This is a genomic window from Photobacterium arenosum (assembly GCF_014841115.1).
Lineage (GTDB): Bacteria > Pseudomonadota > Gammaproteobacteria > Enterobacterales > Vibrionaceae > Photobacterium > Photobacterium arenosum.
This window is the reverse complement of the sequence record NZ_JACYTP010000009.1, coordinates 153,569-170,817: the sequence shown is the minus strand read 5'-3', so window position 1 is coordinate 170,817 and position 17,249 is coordinate 153,569. Positions and strand designations below refer to the sequence as shown.

Below are 17,249 nucleotides of genomic sequence, written 5' to 3'. Positions count from 1 at the left end.
TAAAAAAACCACAAAGGCGTTCTGCACTTTACTGACTCCTTTGCTCTGAACTGTCACCAGCTCAACCGGAATGACACCCAGCGATGAACAGGCGCGATTCACGTATAAATGTTTCGGGTCTTCAACCCTGACTGCTATGGTATGGCTTATCTTATCAATACCCAGTCAGTTCCATGAAACCTTGTCCGTTATGGCTGCCGGAAGCGGTCACCGGGCCTTCCCAATATGGGAAAAGAAACGGCAGTAACTGATCTTCCCTTTGCGCCTGCACATCGAGATCGATCTGTTGTGCAGGCACTTGCAGATGCCAGCGGGTCGGAATTTCCCTGCCGGAGAGTGTGCTTGTCGCTATCGGTGTCAGCGATGCTTCATCAGAAGACAGGGCGATTGAACGGCCATCCGGCCAGCTCAGGCTGCCGAAGGCAAAAGGAACATGCTGCGTACTGCGGAGCTGATAAAGCATTAATGCGCGACCATCATCCAGATGGAGAGAAAACCAGTCCCAGCCGGTTTGATGCTCAGACATCGCCTGGCTGCTCCATTCTCGGTCAAACCAGCCCTCACCTTTCACCGCTATTGTCTCGCCGTCCAGTGTCACAACCCCGTCCAGTAACAAAAATGGCATGCTGTAGTAGTAAGACGCCAGCCGCGGATCCTTGGGGTCTTTCTGGCTGTAACCCGCCTCACCCTGTCTGACCAGGTTGCCATAGCTCCGGATATTGAGCGTTGCGGCCATGCTGCTATCGCTCATGCTCGTATCACTATTAGTGTGAGCATCGGTGTGGGCATCTGAATGACTGTCTGAAAACGTCAGGGTGGCGGGAAACGGCGATGACTCCAGCCCCTGCCAGCGCCAGTTATCCAGCCAGAGACGATACGGCTCTCCTTCCACACCGGCCTGACCAATGCCGCCGCGGGCAAAGCGCTCTGCCTGCCAGCGTTTCTTCTCCGTTGTCAGCACAGCATGCGCCATAAACCGCTGCGTATCTTGCCAGCCAGTGGCGCCTTCAGAGCCTGAAAGCGGCTGAGTGGCGATGCGAAATAACGTCCATTGCACCGCAATCCACTGGCCTTTTGCCGTTTCCAGGTTGGCTGTCAGATACCACCATTCGGTGCGAAACCCCGGATGGCTCAAGTGATCCCTGGGAAACACCAGAGGCTGACCGGGCAAGACCTGTTCAAAACCAGCCTGGCTCTGCTGCGACAGTATGTCTGCTGCCCGGTTTTCTGGCACACTCGTTGGTTCGCACCCCGATACGCCTGACAGGAGACACAGAACAAAAACAAGCGGTTTGAACCGCGCATCAGCAAGCAACATCAAAATGCCTCCCTGAGCGACAGCATGGCTGAGCGCTTAACCAAACGCCACACCGGCCAGGCACCGGCCAGCAGCAAAGCTGTCAGCGCCGTCCCGAGTGTCAGCAGGTACTGAAGCGGGAAAAACTGCACAGGCATGGTCCAGCCAAAAGAATACTTAAGCACCACATCGATCAGCAGTTGTGCCAGCAGCAAGCCAAGGGGTAAAGCAATCATTGCCGTCAGTACGCCAATAGCAGCTAACTGCCCCCCGCCCAGCAAGGCCAGTTCTTTACCTGTCATGCCCATACAGCGCAGTAAAGCAAACTGTCTCTGGCGCGATAGCTCACCTGCGATTGTTGCAATAAACAAGCCACCGATTGACACCAACAACGTGAGTTTACCCAGCGTGGCTGTGACGACGAAAGTGCGGTCAAACACCGCCAGTGCCTGTGCCATGATATGTGCGTTATCGCGAACCTGATTAGACTTCAGGCCAAATGTTTCCTGCAAGCTATCCTGAAACACGGAGGTGTGATCTTTGTTGTCCAGGTGAATGGCAAGACTGACTTTGCCATCCTGTTGAAACAGCCTGTGCCATTGCTCATCAGACACAAAGATCTGGCTGTACGGGTTGCCGTAATCATAATAAATCCCGGCCATCAGCCAGTTCTCACCCAGCCTTAACGGTAAATCAACACGCTGGCCGGGCTGCCATCCCCTTTTCAGCGCCAGAGATTCACTGGCCAGAAACACTTTATCCGTGCCGTTGTTCTGCAGCGCAGACCAGTAGCCGTCTAGATGTTGCTTCATGGGCAGCGACTGTTTTTCACCGTCTGAACGGCCAACACTGAGCACCTGCAAGGTGTGTTCTTTCAGCTCGGCAGGGACTTCCTGTCGCCAGCGCCACCAAAGCTCGGTCACTTCCGGCTGTTCAGCAGCCCAGTTTGCTATTACCGGAGCCTGAGCCGTGGCAGGCTGCACATAGATATCGGCAGCCAGCCTCTGGCCCAGCCAGGTCTGAGTTGCCTGCCGAAAGCTGCCAACCATGGTATCCATGCCTATGGTGGCTGCCAGCGCCAGCATAAACGCCATCGCCGCCACGCCCCGGTAACTCAGGCTGGCGGCGGCATCACTGAAAAACCAGCGCAACCGTGGCGATTTCAGGCATCTGGCAATGGCCTTAAAGGCCGCCCACAGTATAAATGGCATGATCAAACCCGCCGCCGCTAACAGACAGCCAATCAGCACAAAGCCGGCAAACTGGCTGTGATCGACAAAGTAGACAATGATGGCAGCAATAATAAATACGCCGGACATGCCAGCCTGCCAGATAAACTCTCGCCAGTTGCCCCGTACCATAGTCATATGCGCAGTCAGCCTGATCGGTTGGGTACGAATCAACCTCATTAACGGCCAGCCACAAGCCAGCAAAGTACCCAGAACAGCGATAACCAGACTCAGCGCCCCCCATTGCCAGTGCCATCCCGTTGTCAGCGCAATATTCGCCTGATAGAGATCACTCAGTGTCACGGCGACAGAAGGTAATAACTGACGGGCCAGAAACAGCCCCAGCAGATTGCCGCCCGCGACGCCAATCATCAGCCAGATGACCACTTCAATGCATAAGGCGCCCGCCAGCTGTCTGCCCGTCACGCCAGCCTGACAGAGTAAGCCGACTAGAAACTGACGCTGGGTTAACGACAATGACATGGCCTGGTAGAAGATGAACAACCCGACGACAAAAGCCAGCATCCCCATAGCAAACAAATTAAGGTGAAATGCCCGGGTAAGCGGTTCCAGCTGTGCACTGTCGTTTTCCGTCAGGATTAGACCGCCGGGCAACAGAGTATTGACATCCTGTTGCTCCTGAGCGCTCAATGCACCGCACAGCACGGCAGTGAAGCCGGAACGGGGAAATAACTGCCTGACCAGCCCCATATCAGCCAGTAGGCGCGAGCCCTGAATCCGGTTGTTGCCCACCAGTACCAGCCGTCCGACTGCATCGCCAGAATCCAGCCTCAGTAGCTGGCCCTCTGTCAGTCCTTTTGCCGCGGCCAGTTCGCGATTTATCCATATCGGATAAGGCTTTTGTGTCAGGGACAGTGCTCCCGTCAGCTGACCATTAGACTGAGCGAACGGCAACATAACAAACGGGTCGATACCTGCCAGCGTTAGCTCACCGGCTTCAGCCGTCTGAATCCTGTGGGTTTCGAGGGGGACACATTGTTTATATCCCAGTCGCCTCAGCTGAATGTAAAAGCCCTGTGGCACAGTCATTCCTGCCTGATGATGACGGATGGCATACTGAAACGGGTTATCAAATAACAGCTCGCCTTGCCTGTAGCTCGCTTTGGCCTGCTGATTGACCGCCAGCACGCCGACGAGCAGAGCAACGCCCATCATCAACCCCAGCAGCAAGAGCACTATCTGAAGAGGGTGGCGCCGGTAATGCCCCCACAAAGCATTAAAGACGGGGCTTCGCATTCAGTACGCCCCCTTTCAGCACTATGCTGGAATTCATGTAGGAGGCAACCTGCTTGCTGTGAGTCACCAGCAGCAGGGAGCAATTTAGCTGCTCACAAAGTCCGGTCAGCAATCGCATGACAGCCTGAGCATTGCGCTCATCCAGACTGCCCGTCGGTTCATCGGCCAGCAGGATGTCGGGCTCCATATATAAGGCCCGCGCAATGGCCGCCCGTTGCTGCTGACCACCTGACATTTCCTCCGGATAGCGCTTAAGTAGAGGTTTTAAATCCAGTGCAGAGACAATCGCTCGCCACAATTCAGGCTTTTCCGGCCAGCCTTTCAACTGGCGGCAGAATTGGATATTGTCTTGTGTTGTTAAAGTAGGAAGCAAATTAAACTGCTGAAAAATAAGGCCAATATGATGACGGCGAAAAGCCGTGCGTTCACGTTCTGTCACGGCATGAATCGGGGTATCTGCCAGCCAGATTTCACCTTGGTCTGCCTTATCCAGCCCTGCAATAAGATTGAGTAATGTACTTTTTCCTGACCCGCTTTCCCCCATCAATGCAACCTGTTCGCCCCGCTGTAATGTCAGTTCGGCTCCCTGAAGCACAGAATGAAACTCATTGCCATCCTGATACCCTTTGCAGAGATCAATCAGTTTCAACATCCTTTTTCTCCAAGCGTGAATCGAATGATGCCAAACCACCTTTAAATATCATGGGCAGACAGCCAATAGTGACTATGCTCTCACATTGGAAAACGGATTAATTTACGTCATATCAAACAAAGCTCATTGCTACTGAGGTGTTCACTTCAACACTCATCACTTAGTGTAGTATATAGCGCCAGCAGGCTTGTTCCTGTCACATTGCGCCAAGCCTCTCTTTTATAGAGCAAAAAAAGCACCGCCAGGATGGCGACGCTTATAATTTTCTGTTGGTGTTGTGGTCTACCCAATCAGTCATCCTTTGTCTGAATAAAGAAAAAGCTGATTATCATGCGATAACATCCGGATCGGAAGTTATGGGATGAAACTTTAACCTGCCACCAAATTATTCATCCAGGCTTTTGAGCGTATGCGTATGCTGGAACCGATGATTTTCACCACTTCCTCCAATACCAGCATGGCGTAAACCCATTCCAGCGGAAGTTTCAGCACAAAGGCACAAAATGCAGTCAGTGGGATCCCTATCATCCATTGCGCCGCAATATCCTGATAAAAGCAAAAACGAATGTCGCCACCTGCCCGTAACACGCCAACTATCATGGTCATCGGCAAGCTTTTCACTATCATACCGACGCAAAAAATCATGAAGAAATGTTCGGTCAACTCCCGGGTTTCCGCTGTCATGGCAGCAAACAAATCCAGTGCAGGATCGCGGATCAGAAACATCAGTCCAGCCGTGACCACAGCAAAGCCAAAATTGATCACAGTGACGGCCCAGGCCTGCCGGTAAGCCTGATCCATGTTACTGCCGCCCAACTGATTGCCAATCAGTACGGCTGATGCATTGGAAATACCAATCAGCATCGCCAGCGCCATCGACTCGATAGGCGTCATCACCGATAAGGCCACCAAACCATCGACACCGGCCTGCCCGATAATGACGTGATACATGAAGATCCCGCCCGACCAGGCAAGATGGTTAAAAGTAGTCGGCAGCGACAGTTTCAGGAAGCGGTTTATCATCTGAGCATTAAGTACTTCAGGAAACAGCGACCAGCGCAGCGCAATCGGGTGATCCTTGAGATGCAGATAACCAAATAGCAGCGCGATTTCGACCAGACCGCTGATCGCCGTGGCCCATGCTGCACCGGCAATACCATAAGCCGGCATCCCAAGATTACCGAAAATCAGTACCCAGTTCAGGAACAGGTTAAGCGCAATGCCTACGGCACTGAACAGCGTGCTGATCGCAGGCTGATGCATAGCCCGTAAACCCACAGAGACACTGCTTCCCCACGACACAGCGTACAAACTCACGGCGGTAATTTGCAGATACTCAGCGCCCCGGGCAATCACCTCAGGGTTATTTGTCGCCAATCCGATAACCTGCTCAGGAAGCACAAGAAATACCAGCGCAGCCAGTGTGGCGACCAGGGTTGTCATGGTCAGCGTAAGCGCAACACTTTGCTTCATCCCGTGCTGATTGCCAGCCCCCCAATACTGGGCCGCCAGTAATGCCCCCCCCGTCGTCACACCAAACAGCATAATAGTAACGACAAACAGTGCCCGGCCAGCAATACCAATTGCCGCCACATCCAGTTCATTTAACTGACCCAGCATCAGAATATCGACCAGGCTACGGCTGGAAAACAGCATAACCTGTAAGGCAATAGGAAAAGCAATCGCCAGCAGGCGACGGACAAACACCCCTTCAAATAAAGGAGAAGCAGATGGCGACATACATATTCCTGAAAAATAAGGAGAGAACAAGAAAAGCGACAGGCCCGGATTTTATACTGGCCCTTTCAAATCACAAGTTGAAGTCACAAGTGAATGACAACCTGAACCGACCTGTTATTTACTCTATCTGACAGGCTACAAACCGTGATAAACATAATAAAAATATAAAAAATGCAGCGACTTCGCTGCACTTTAATGTCTCTTACTCTGCTGCTCGCGTGGGAAGTTCGGGAAGATAGTCACCTGCATTATCAGGATAAAGAATATATTCACCGTGGTATTTCACCAGCGACTTATAGTCAGTAACCTTGTACAGCAGTAATCCTTGCTGATAGGCCAAATCAATGCATTGCTGGATATTGCCGCGAACAAAAACAGACAATGGCTTAGCCAGTCTTCCTGCCTCATCAAATGCTTCATTTGACTGCTTCGCACACACCACCAATGACGCCTGACCATCGGTGTGGTGCGTCACTTTTCGGTTCACTTCGTATTCTGTCGCCACCACCCAGTCGAGCTGCAGCAGCGCACTGTAAAACCTGTCCAATTGTTCAGATTTCACCGGACTGGTGGTGCCTTCTTCAGTCAACACACCCGACAGCGCCCATGCGAGGTGTTCAAACTTCAGCTTCAGCTGTGCCTGCTTACCCATACTGCGAGCCATCTGCTGCCAACCCAGCAATGTTTTCGCCACACAATGATCATAGCGTTGCTGTTTAATCACTTTGGTGATCCAGGCACTCATAAAGTGCGTTTCACTCACCGGATTGTTGGGAGTTTTGCCTGCTGTAACAGAAGACTCCAACTCAGCCAGACCTTCATCCACCAGTTTGTTCAGCTCTTGATAAAACGCAGCCATAATTTTTCTTTCAAATACTCTTATTCAATCACAGGTCATCAGGCGTCTTTCGCCAGTCCCCAATAAAACAAGCAGGCTAAGACTGCACAAGCGGCCATCGTTCCTGCCAGCGGCCAGGCTGTGGTATCTGGCATCGCCGCTACAATACCGCCCACCACAGTACCTGTGCCGAAACGCATTGTACCAGCCAATGACGAAGCCGTACCCGCCATATGCGGATACTTGGCTAACAAACAAGCCATTGAATTACTGGCAACGGTAGAAATCGCGCCCACAAACAGCATTACCGGTACCACAACGCCCCACAGACCGAGTTCAAGCACCTGTCCTGCAATCAACCCTGCCCCGGCGATCAATTGAATGATCAGGCCCAAACGCAGCATATAATGCGAGCCCATTTTACGTACCAGCTTGCCATTCAAGGTGGTCATGACAATCAGACAGATCACGTTCAGACCAAACAACAAGCCAAAGTTTTCGGTGCTGACATGATAAAGATCGATGTACACAAAAGAGCCGACAGTGAGGAAAACGAACATCCCCGAAAACGAAAAACCGCTGCTCACCACCAGACCGAGCGCGGGGGCTGATGTCAGCATGCGCGCATAATTTCTGAGTGTGGAGCCTAAGTTAAACGGCAGTCTTTTTTCAGCTGGCAGGGTTTCGGGGATCATTTTTAACACGGCCAGAATGACAAGCACCGAAACCAGTGCCAGAAACCAGAAAATGGAACGCCAGCCGAACCAGACAGACAGATACCCACCTATCATTGGCGCGGCCAATGGCGCAATTGTCATCACTAAGGTGACAAAAGACATGGTACGGGCGAACTCTTCCCGTTCAAACATATCCCGCACCAGCGCCTGAATGATAACGGCGGCAGAGGCACCGGCAAAGCCTTGCGCGGCACGGATCCAGGTCAGTTCGTTGATGTTATGGCTCATTGCACTCACCACTGCCGCCAGTGCGAAAAGCATCACACCGATTATCAGTACCGGGCGACGGCCGTAGCTGTCTGAAAGCGGGCCATGAATAAGCTGTCCAACGGCAAAACCTGCGGTATACGCTGTCAGGGTCACCTGCACTAAACTGGGGCTCACGCCCAGATCTTTCGCGATAGTTGGCATAGCAGGCAGGTACATATCAATTGCCAGCGGTGTGAGTGCGGCAATTGCCCCCAGGATGAGGATCAGCGAAAAGCTCAGGCCTGGACTGTCAGATTTATTCATAAACCACTTATTAGCATATTGAAAAGGAGAGGGAGTGATTGTACGACAATTTCCTCTACTTAAATCTTTCCCGACAGGAAATGATAAGTTTCTTTTTATAGTGTACTAGCGAAAAATTGTGATGCGCGTTATCACAAAGTTCAAGTATTGACCAAAAAATCGCATCTATGTTGCCTGACAGCGAATTTTCGCTGTTTTTCTCTGCAGCCTGAAAGAACAAATAGCAGGTATTAAAAAGGCGTCGATACCCCTACAGGGCCGACGCCTTCTGGCTTTACCGCTAAGTCGTTTTACCACTAAGTCGCTATAACACTGAGTCGCTAAGCCGCTAACAGATTAAAAGCTGGCGATTTCTTCTTCCGTTAGAGGACGATACTCACCAGGTTCCAGATCTTCATCCAGCACGACAGCGCCAACCTGCTCACGGTGTAACGCCACCACTTTATTGCCGATTGCAGCGAACATGCGCTTCACCTGATGGTATTTCCCTTCAGAGATAGTGATCAGTGCTGCGCACTCCTCAAGAATCTCCAGTTTTGCCGGTCGGGTCAGATCTTTCTCGCCGCGCAGCTGTACACCTTCGGCGAACTCCTTGATTGCAGAGGCCGGAATTGGATCGGCCGTTTCCACGTAGTACACTTTCTCGCAAACGTGGCGCGGCGAGGTGATGCGGTGTGACCACTGGCCATCATCCGTCAGCAGCACCAACCCTGTGGTATCAGCGTCCAGCCTGCCCGCCACATGTAGTTTTTCCGGGCTGACTTCATCGAGCAACACAAAGACGGTCGGATTAAAGTCATCCACATGCGAACAAACGTAACCCTGAGGTTTGTTCAGCATAAAATATTTCGGGCCCGTCATGTGCAGCGTGCTGCCATCAAACTCAACGTCACAGTCATCCGTGATTTTCAGCGCACCGGTTTTGACGATGTCGCCATTCACTTCTATTCTTTTTTCTTTGAGTAATTTACCGGCTTCCTTGCGAGTAATTCCCAGGGCGGTACATAAAAATTTGTCAAGCCGCATTGCAGGCTCCGAGTGGTGCAAAAGCGCCATTATAAAAACCTGACCTGCGTGATGCACGAAAAATCTCAAACCTGAGCCGGCTGAAGCGATATCACTAATTGCAACCCTTGATCACAAATTTTTACATCGCATTGCCTGAACTGCCACTAAGCTCAAAAAGTAGAACATTTCTCCATTTTCACGGTCTTCACTTATAGACAGAGGGCATGAGTTATCCGTATAAACACCTTGAACAACTCACCACTGTGCCATGAAAACACCGAACAACTAAGGTTGACTTATGAACATCTCACTTGTAGCGCCTAGCCTGTCTTCTGTGGACATGCTGCTTACACTAGTTGGGGAACTCTTTGAATATGAAGTCCTGCCACAAAAGCGTGAGCAAACCACACAGGCAGTACACCAGATGTTGAACAATCCTGAACTGGGTCAGGTTTGGTTTATAGAAATTGAACATGAAGGCAATACTATGATTGCCGGACATATTATCCTGAGTTACAGCTTCAGCCTTGAGCATGGCGGACGAATAGCCCTGATAGATCAGTTCTACCTGAAATCCGAATGGCGCCAGCAAGGAATAGGCACTGAGCTCATGCCTCAGATTGAACATCACTGCGCAGAAGCCGGTGTGCATGCACTGACTCTCGAAGTGAACATAGGTAACAAAGGCGCCCGCAGCTTCTATGAGAAGCACGATTTTATTCCGCGCCGCCAGTTCTGCATGATGACCAAAACCATCAAGCCCACGAAACTGCCACTGAACATGGCTTCGTAATGATTGACCACCGGGGCTCATTTCTCTGGGCCCTACTCCGATTACTTGTCTAACACCAAGAAAAGCCGTTACACTCCCCTTCGCTTTCCACTAGTGACCGTGATTGATGTATACGCTTCGTCCTTATCAGCAAGACTGTGTCAAAGCCACAGTTCACTACTTCCGTAAACACAGCTCACCTGCAGTCCTGGCTCTGCCAACCGGGGCAGGGAAAAGCCTGGTCATCGCAGAACTCGCCCGGATAGCCCGCGGCCGGGTACTGGTGCTTACCCATGTCAAAGAGCTGGTTGAACAAAACCATGCCAAGTATGAAAGCTACGGCCTGAACGCGTCCATTTTTTCAGCCGGGCTGGGCCGGAAAGAAACCGATCAGCAAGTCGTTTTTGCCTCCGTGCAATCTATGGTCAACAGCCTTGAGCAATTCAACGATGAGTTTTCCTTGCTGGTCATTGATGAATGCCACCGGGTGCCTGATGATGAAAACAGCGCCTATCAGCGGGTTATCCAGCATCTCCAGCGTATCAACGCTGGTATCAAAATCCTTGGCCTGACAGCCACGCCGTACCGGCTGGGCATGGGCTGGATTTACAAATACCACACGCGGGGGCAAGTGCGGACAGAGCAGGATCGCTTCTTCCGTGACTGTATTTTCGAGCTGCCTATTCGTTATCTGCTTGATGAAGGCTTCCTGACCGAACCCAGCATCATGGACATGGCCGTCATTGGTTATGATTTTTCCAGTCTTAAGCCTGCCAACAACGGTCACTATAAAGAGGCAGATCTGGATGCGGTGATCGCCAAGTCGTCCCGCGCCACCCCAATGATCATCGATCAGGTGATCGATTATGCCAAAGACAGAAAAGGAGTGATGATCTTCGCCTCTACGGTCAATCACGCCAAAGAAATCATGGGTTATCTGGCCGGTGAGTCTGCCGCGCTTGTGGTTGGCGATACTCCGCTGGAAGAGCGGGATCGCATCATCACAGGGTTCAAGAATCAGCAGATCAAATACCTGGTGAACGTTTCCGTTCTGACAACAGGGTTTGATGCACCGCATGTGGATTTAATTGCCATTCTGCGCCCGACAGAATCTATCAGCCTCTACCAGCAAATTGTCGGCCGTGGTCTGCGGTTAGCCGAAGGTAAATCGGACTGTCTGGTGCTCGAATATGCCGGTAACTGTTATGACTTGTACCAGCCGGAAGTCGGCGATCCCAAACCTGACAGTAACAGTGAAGTGATCATGGTGCCCTGCCCGGCTTGCGGTTTTAAAAACAGCTTCTGGGGCAAACTCGACCCGGCCGGTTTTCTGATAGAACACTATGGCCGCCGCTGTCAGGGCTATTTCGAAGACGATGACGGAGAGCGTGAAGAGTGTGGCTATCGCTTTCGCGCCAAATTCTGCGAAGAATGCGGTACGGACAACGACATCGCCGCCAGACGCTGCCATCAGTGTGATGCGGTAATGGTCGATCCGGACAAAAAACTGCGTGATGCGCTGAAACTTAAAGATGCAATGATCATGAAGTGTACCGATATGAAGCTGGAACCGGGCAAGAACCAGTACGGCAAGCCTCAACTGAAAGTGACCTACTTCAGTGAGGAAGACGGCCATATCAGCGAAGTCTGGACATTAGCCAATAAGACGCAGAAAAATGATTTTCTGAAGAAATTCATCAATCCCCACCTGGTCGATCGCCACCGGCCCTTCACCGATACAGCGCCAACACGTGTTGCCAGCAATGAACACAGGCTGCGGCCGCCGGAAATCATTATCGCCCGGAAAAGCGGCCGCTTCTGGGCGATTCGGGATAAGTTGTTCGATCTGGATCAGTACAAGCAGTAAGTCTGATGATTCAGAATGAACAAAGCCGCACAGTGATGTGCGGCTAAATTCAGACAGTGAATTCCATCAAAAAATCAGAATGCGTAATCCACATTCACACCCCAGTTGCGACCTGGTTGCGTGTGACGACCCAAGCCGGGTTCACTTGCTGTAAAGCCTTCAATGTCCTGATAACGCCAGTATTTTTTGTCAAACGCGTTAAACAAGCCAGCACGAAGCACCAGATCTTCGGTTGGTGTGTAATAAGCGGTCAGGTCAACCACAGTGTAGCTTGGCGCATCAACATTAGTATCACTCGACCAGTCTGAACCAGATTTCGATGCAACATAAACCGCATTGACCTCACTGCCCCAATCACCACTCGGTGCGTCATAACCAAGACCCACAACCGATGTAAACGGAGCGACAGAATCTAAGGCCTCACCTGTCTTTTTATCTTCGCCTTCCTGGTAAGCCAGAGATACTTTTGCGTAAGTACCGCTTGGCGCGTTCAGAGCTTCGTCCAACCAGAGTTCAGATGCGAATTCAGCACCATAAATTTTGGCCGAGTCTAAGTTTTCATTACTGGTGATTTGAATACCGCTGACAACCTCAGTTTGGGAAGCAATGAAATCTTTATAGTCGGTGTAGAAAGCCGCGATGCTCATCAAACCGATGCGCCCCTGTGTTCTTGCACCAATTTCGTAAGCAAGGCTTTTCTCTGATTTCAGATTCGGGTTGGCAACAATCTTGTAACCAAGCGCACTGTTATCTTTATCTTCATACATTTCACCAATAGTTGGTGAACGGAAGCCCTGACTGATCTGAGCGTATGTATTGAAACTCTCCGTCCAGTGATATACCGCCCCCAAACGACCCGTGACAGCATCACTTTCATGGTCTGACAGACCAGAAGAGGAAGCTGGTTCAGCCTGATAGTTGTCGTAGCGGAGACCGCCTGTCACCACCAGCTGATCCTGCATTAAATACAGTTGATCCTGCAGGAAAATACCGTATTTCACAGATTTTGCATTTGGCACTTCTACAGGACCAGGTTTCTCTGTCCCTGCATCCAGGAAATAGTCTTTATAATCCAGCTCGAACTCATTTTGTACAACACTCAAGCCATAAGTCAGCTCATGACGAGTATTGGATAACGCAATGGCTTTATTAAACTGTGCATCAAACTGAGTGCTTGAATCTTCACCGCCACGGTAGCGATTCCGATTACCATATCTATCAGTATGATCGTAGTTATCGTGTTTACTTTCACTCTGCTGCCAGTTCAACGCCCAGCTCACGGAATCCGCAACGGCAAGATTGGCCTGCCATTCGTGGTTCAGCCCCAATCGGATCCGAGCATCTTCATCATGACCTCGCACATTGGTATAAACAAAACCCGGCATGAAACCGCCACCAGCATCGTAATTTTCCTGGCTCAGAATTTGGGCATCTGTATCGCGTGTATAATATTCTGCAACCAGACCAACCCGGTTGGCGTCGTTCACCTGGACATACACTTTGCCAAGCACGTTATGCGATGCAAAAGTCAGCGGGTTCGCCTGCCCACGACTGCGACCTTCAATATCAGCCCCATCACCATGCGCTTTTGTTTCATGGCCATCCCGATAGGTATAAATCAGCAAACTTTCAACAGCACCGGTACGATTCGCTGCTTCAATCGTTGCTTTGTATTGATCACTGCTGCTTGCGTAACCCGTTTTGACAGCCAGATGATTGTTTTCTCCAGTCTGTAATACATCTTCAGGATTTTTCGTTCTCAGCAAGACTGTACCGCCAATGGCATCACTACCATAGAGGCTTGAGCCCGGACCTTTGCTTACTTCAACAGCGGTTAAAGTATCAACCTCGAATCCATTTGAATACTTGCGCATCTGGTCGGCACCCGGATTATACCCGGCAGGCTGCTCAACATTATCAACCATGACTTTCACGCGATTTCCGGAAACACCACGCACAGTGAAATCAGAAATCCCGAAGCGGCCATTGCCATTCACCTGGACACCGGGCTCATACTTCAGCGCATCTTGCAGATCATTCGCCAGGTTTTTTTCCATGTCCTCGGCAGTGACTTTCGATACAGACCCCGGCACATTCATAATACTTTGCTCGGTGCGCGTTGCCGTAACCACCATTTCATCTGTATAAGATTTTTTTTCCTGAGCATGCAATGAAGGAGAAAGGGCCAGCAATACAGAGCTGGCAATCAGTGAGAGTTGTTTGTGATTCATATACCCTGCTATCAATTTTTTTATCAATTAGATTCGTTATTGGTAAAGATTATACAAAAACAAATGATAATTACTATCAATCTCAATGTTATTTATATCACAGTTGGGCAATTTTATTGGAACTAAGTCCAATTTATGAAACTTGTTGGGTGTATTTTGTTGCAAGTAGAAAAGAGCTATGCATGGGATGGTTCTGATGATTTTTTCGTTGTTTAAAAGGCTTGTCAGGATTTTTTCTTGTCAGTTTCATGAGGGAGTGTTAGTATCCGCGCTCAATTTGACGGTACTCAGTAAGGTCGCATTACTGAAATACCTTCTTTTATTCACTCACTTAAGAGTAGTTATCATGAAATTTGAAGCACAAGTACGTTCAGACCTGGGTAAAGGTGCGAGCCGCCGCCTGCGTCACACTAACAAATTCCCAGCGATCATCTACGGTGGCACTGAAGCTCCAGTTGCAATCGAACTGAACCACGATGACGTGATCAACCAGATGGATAAAGAAGGCTTCTACGATGCCATCACTCTGGTAATCGACGGTAAAGAAGTGAACGTTAAGCCACAAGACATCCAGCGTCACCCATTCAAGCCAAAAGTTCAGCACATGGACTTTATCCGCATCTAATTGCGGTTGGTGTGAAAACGCTGAAGAAAAAAGCGCCTCAGGGCGCTTTTTTTGTGTCTGGTGATTTTGCATGAAACGAAATGAAATTCTAGAACAGATCTTGCTGCGGATTGTCTGGCCCGTTCGCGGCCTGCATTTCCAGATCTCGCTTGCGCTTGAGTAAACGCAGGTAACGTTGCCGGCATAATTTGATCACATGCCGTTTTTGATCGTTGCTCATCACCTGCCAGTGAAATCGCTCTTCTCGGCTTCTCAGGCAACCTTTGCAATACCCTCTGTTATTCACCTGGCAGACACCAATACACGGGCTGGGAATGGTAAAAAGTTCTAACTGCTCCATATCCCCTTCTCTGCTATCTGCGTGCTATACGGTGAAAGGTTCATAACAACCACAAACTGCTTAAATTGCATACAAACTGATAGTAACGACTTTATGCTGATAACGCCAGTCGGCCAAGGGTACGCTCGGGTGAAGTAATGCCGATCTGTCATCAGTGAGCCACTTCACACCCATCACAAATAGTTAACATAATTACCTATGTCTTTTCTACGTAGTTTACGAAACTCACCAAAGCACATGACGCACTAAGTATTAGTTATTTATCAAACAGTTAAATTTAACTAAAAAGATAACCTACGTGTTAATACGTAATACCTTAGTCGCTATTTATCACGATCTTATTTGATCTCCACTCAGTGTTATTGCGCTTGTTCAGGCCTATAGTTTGTTCAATGCTTTGATTGCATAGGGATTATCCCGCTATCACAATAACAATGAGGACGTGAAACATGAGTCTGGTAAAACGCACTGTACGCAATGCTCTGGTGGCAGCCAGCGCGGTTGCGGTTTTACTTTCCAGTACCGCCGCTTATTCCGCAGAAAAAGTCTATCGCCTGAAGCTGGCGGAAACCTGGGGCGCAAACTTTCCTATTTTTGGTGACACCACCAAAACCATGGCCGAGATAGCAGAGAAAATGTCTAACGGCCGTTTGCAGATCCGAATCGATTCTGCCAATAAACACAAAGCGCCGCTGGGCGTGTTTGATATGGTAAAAGCCGGCCAGTATGACATTGGCCACTCGGCGTCTTACTACTGGAAAGGCAAAGTACCGAATACCCTTTATTTCTCCACTATGCCCTTCGGTATGGTCGCGGCCGAACAGTATGCCTGGTTCTATCACGGTGGCGGCATGGAACTGATGGAAAAAGTCTATGGCCCGCATAACCTGCTGTCATTCCCCGGTGGTAACACGGGCGTTCAGATGGGCGGCTGGTTTCAGAAAGAGATCAAAACGACTGATGATCTGAAAGGCCTGAAAATCCGTATTCCGGGCTTTGCCGGTGAGGTACTGGCTAAGTTAGGTGCCAGTCCGACCAATATTGCGCCGGGCGAGCTCTACACAGCACTTGAGCGCCGTACCATTGATGCGCTGGAATGGGTGGGACCGGGCCTGGACCTGAGAATGGGTTTCCACAAAATCGCACCTTATTACTATACCGGCTGGCATGAGCCTGCAACTGAACTGCAATTTCTGGTTAACAAACAATCCTGGGAGCGCCTGCCGGCTGATCTGCAGGAAATTCTGCGCGTTGCGATGCGCCTCTCTGCCTATGACATGTATATCTTAAATACCCACGCCAGTGCTGAGAACTGGTCAACCATGAAGGAAGAATATCCGAACATCAAAGTCATGAACTTCCCGGATGACGTCATGGCAGCCATTCGCCAGGCCAACGATGAATTGCTTGAAGAGCAGGCCAAGAGTGATCCTCTGGCAAAAGAGATCCTGGATTCACAAGCGGCCTATCTGAAAAAAGCCCGTGAATGGACGCTGATTGCTGATAAAGCCTATCTCGACAGTCAGGCTGAACAGAAATAACACTAAAGTCATGCACCGGTCTGTCCGGTGCATGCTTATTTATCAGTCTGGAATGTTGCCTCGCGACGGAGTTATTATGCGAAGCTTGTTAGCCTTCGAAAAAATCATCAACCGGTTTTCTGATTTGCTTGGCTGGATGGCCAGCACTCTGTTTATCATACTGATGTTCAACGTTTTTTATGATGTTGTTATGCGGTATGCCTTTAACCATGTTTCTATTGCCATGCAGGAGATGGAGTGGCATCTGTTCTCTGCCGTTTTCCTGTTGGGTGTTCCCTACGCACTTAAGGCTGGCGGCCATGTGCGGGTAGATGTTTTCTACGAACGTTTCACTCTCAAAACCCGCGCCATTATCGACCTGCTGGGGACACTCTTTTTCCTGCTGCCATTCTGTATCCTGGTGTACTGGTATGGCGTTGATTATATGAAAGAATCCTACTCTCTTGGTGAGTCCAGCGGCGACCCGGGCGGTTTACCTTATCGCTGGCTGATTAAAGGCCTGATCCCTCTTTCTTTCCTGTTTATGGCCATTTCAGGGATCGGAATGCTGCTGCACAACATTAACCGGCTGGTAAACCCAAGCCTGTTCCACGAAAAATAAG

At 50.0% G+C, this 17,249-nt stretch carries 14 protein-coding genes; 5 read left to right on the top strand and 9 right to left on the bottom strand.

Going from position 1 to position 17,249, the window contains the following annotated elements; all coding sequences use genetic code 11:
- Nucleotides 1–154: 154 nt before the first annotated feature.
- The 7 genes from IFO68_RS14735 to rsuA all read right to left on the bottom strand — a co-directional run bounded on the left by IFO68_RS14735 (nucleotide 155) and on the right by rsuA (nucleotide 9,289).
- The gene (locus IFO68_RS14735; RefSeq protein WP_192016605.1) at nucleotides 155–1,318 is read right to left on the bottom strand and encodes a lipocalin-like domain-containing protein; all 1,164 of its coding nucleotides are present in this window, start codon (nucleotides 1,316–1,318) and stop codon (nucleotides 155–157) included.
- A complete protein-coding gene (locus tag IFO68_RS14730; protein WP_192016604.1) occupies nucleotides 1,318–3,783 on the bottom strand; it encodes an ABC transporter permease in 2,466 nt (821 codons plus the stop codon). The genes IFO68_RS14735 and IFO68_RS14730 overlap by 1 nt, the downstream gene beginning before the upstream one ends.
- Nucleotides 3,764–4,435 carry an ABC transporter ATP-binding protein gene (locus tag IFO68_RS14725; RefSeq protein ID WP_192016603.1) on the bottom strand — a complete coding sequence of 224 codons (672 nt, stop codon included), beginning with the start codon at nucleotides 4,433–4,435 and terminating at the stop codon, nucleotides 3,764–3,766. The genes IFO68_RS14730 and IFO68_RS14725 overlap by 20 nt, the downstream gene beginning before the upstream one ends.
- Nucleotides 4,436–4,804: 369 nt before the next feature.
- Complete coding sequence (locus IFO68_RS14720) at nucleotides 4,805–6,175, bottom strand: MATE family efflux transporter (RefSeq protein WP_192016602.1); 1,371 nt, start codon at nucleotides 6,173–6,175, stop codon at nucleotides 4,805–4,807.
- Between the two features lie 202 nt (nucleotides 6,176–6,377).
- Nucleotides 6,378–7,034 (bottom strand): DUF2913 family protein, encoded by a 657-nt coding sequence (locus tag IFO68_RS14715; RefSeq protein WP_192016601.1) that lies wholly within the window; start codon nucleotides 7,032–7,034, stop codon nucleotides 6,378–6,380.
- Between the two features lie 38 nt (nucleotides 7,035–7,072).
- Nucleotides 7,073–8,263, bottom strand: a complete 1,191-nt coding sequence (locus IFO68_RS14710; RefSeq protein WP_192016600.1) for a Bcr/CflA family multidrug efflux MFS transporter — start codon at nucleotides 8,261–8,263, stop codon at nucleotides 7,073–7,075.
- A 336-nt stretch (nucleotides 8,264–8,599) separates the two neighbouring features.
- On the bottom strand, nucleotides 8,600–9,289 hold the full coding sequence (rsuA, locus tag IFO68_RS14705) for a 16S rRNA pseudouridine(516) synthase RsuA (RefSeq protein WP_192016599.1): 690 nt from the start codon (nucleotides 9,287–9,289) through the stop codon (nucleotides 8,600–8,602).
- Nucleotides 9,290–9,569: 280 nt separating this feature from the next.
- On the opposite strand from rsuA, the gene IFO68_RS14700 reads away from it, so the two are divergent.
- Both IFO68_RS14700 and radD read left to right on the top strand, forming a co-directional pair.
- Nucleotides 9,570–10,064 carry a GNAT family N-acetyltransferase gene (locus IFO68_RS14700; protein WP_027252305.1) on the top strand — a complete coding sequence of 165 codons (495 nt, stop codon included), beginning with the start codon at nucleotides 9,570–9,572 and terminating at the stop codon, nucleotides 10,062–10,064.
- 106 nt (nucleotides 10,065–10,170) lie between these two features.
- On the top strand, nucleotides 10,171–11,910 hold the full coding sequence (radD, locus tag IFO68_RS14695; protein WP_192016598.1) for a DNA repair helicase RadD: 1,740 nt from the start codon (nucleotides 10,171–10,173) through the stop codon (nucleotides 11,908–11,910).
- A gap of 74 nt (nucleotides 11,911–11,984) precedes the next feature.
- On the opposite strand, the gene IFO68_RS14690 is transcribed toward radD, so the two are convergent.
- Nucleotides 11,985–14,141, bottom strand: a complete 2,157-nt coding sequence (locus IFO68_RS14690; protein WP_192016597.1) for a TonB-dependent hemoglobin/transferrin/lactoferrin family receptor — start codon at nucleotides 14,139–14,141, stop codon at nucleotides 11,985–11,987.
- Between the two features lie 346 nt (nucleotides 14,142–14,487).
- Between IFO68_RS14690 and rplY the strand changes: the two genes are divergently transcribed.
- Nucleotides 14,488–14,766, top strand: a complete 279-nt coding sequence (gene rplY, locus IFO68_RS14685; RefSeq protein ID WP_192016596.1) for a 50S ribosomal protein L25 — start codon at nucleotides 14,488–14,490, stop codon at nucleotides 14,764–14,766.
- 88 nt (nucleotides 14,767–14,854) lie between these two features.
- Here rplY and IFO68_RS14680 read toward each other — a convergent pair whose 3' ends face one another.
- Nucleotides 14,855–15,106, bottom strand: a complete 252-nt coding sequence (locus IFO68_RS14680; RefSeq protein ID WP_192016595.1) for a DUF1289 domain-containing protein — start codon at nucleotides 15,104–15,106, stop codon at nucleotides 14,855–14,857.
- A gap of 449 nt (nucleotides 15,107–15,555) precedes the next feature.
- On the opposite strand from IFO68_RS14680, the gene IFO68_RS14675 reads away from it, so the two are divergent.
- On the top strand, nucleotides 15,556–16,647 hold the full coding sequence (locus IFO68_RS14675; RefSeq protein ID WP_192016594.1) for a TRAP transporter substrate-binding protein: 1,092 nt from the start codon (nucleotides 15,556–15,558) through the stop codon (nucleotides 16,645–16,647).
- A 76-nt stretch (nucleotides 16,648–16,723) separates the two neighbouring features.
- Complete coding sequence (locus tag IFO68_RS14670; RefSeq protein ID WP_192016593.1) at nucleotides 16,724–17,248, top strand: TRAP transporter small permease subunit; 525 nt, start codon at nucleotides 16,724–16,726, stop codon at nucleotides 17,246–17,248.
- Nucleotide 17,249 lies beyond the last annotated feature (1 nt).